The organism is Streptomyces mutabilis, from assembly GCF_014649815.1.
GTDB lineage: Bacteria > Actinomycetota > Actinomycetes > Streptomycetales > Streptomycetaceae > Streptomyces > Streptomyces mutabilis.
Map to the genome: position 1 here is coordinate 1 of NZ_BMTT01000243.1, position 574 is coordinate 574.

1 protein-coding gene is annotated in these 574 nt (G+C 40.8%); it reads left to right on the forward strand.

All coding sequences use genetic code 11. From position 1 onward, the window contains the following. Positions 1-574: EF-Tu/IF-2/RF-3 family GTPase (locus tag IE142_RS40175; protein WP_268253003.1), on the forward strand; the 574-nt coding region annotated here is incomplete at both ends.

Consider the following 574-nt stretch of genomic DNA (forward strand, 5'->3'; position numbering starts at 1 on the left):
GGATGTTCAAGGAACTTGTGAAGCCATCACTGATGCATTAGTTAAACTTTCTACAGATGAAGTTAAACTGAAAATTATCGGTTCTGGCGTGGGTGGTATCACTGAAACAGATGCGACTTTAGCGGCTGCTTCTGATGCTATCATTCTTGGTTTCAACGTTCGTGCTGATGCTTCTGCTCGTCGTATTATCGAACAAGAAAGTGTTGATTTACGTTACTACTCCGTTATCTATAGCTTGATTGATGAAATTAAATCAGCAATGAGCGGTATGTTAGAGCCTGAATACAAACAAGAAATCATGGGTCTTGCTGAGGTTCGTGATGTGTTTAAATCACCTAAATTCGGCGCTATCGCGGGTTGTATGGTGGTTGAAGGTAACATTAAACGTAACAATCCTATTCGCGTATTACGTGATAACGTGGTTATTTACGAAGGTGAGCTTGAATCACTGCGTCGCTTTAAAGATGACGTCAACGAAGTCCGTAATGGTAGGGAATGTGGTATCGGTGTGAAAAACTACAACGATGTCCGTGTTGGCGATATGATTGAAGTGTTCGAAGTTATCGAAATTAAA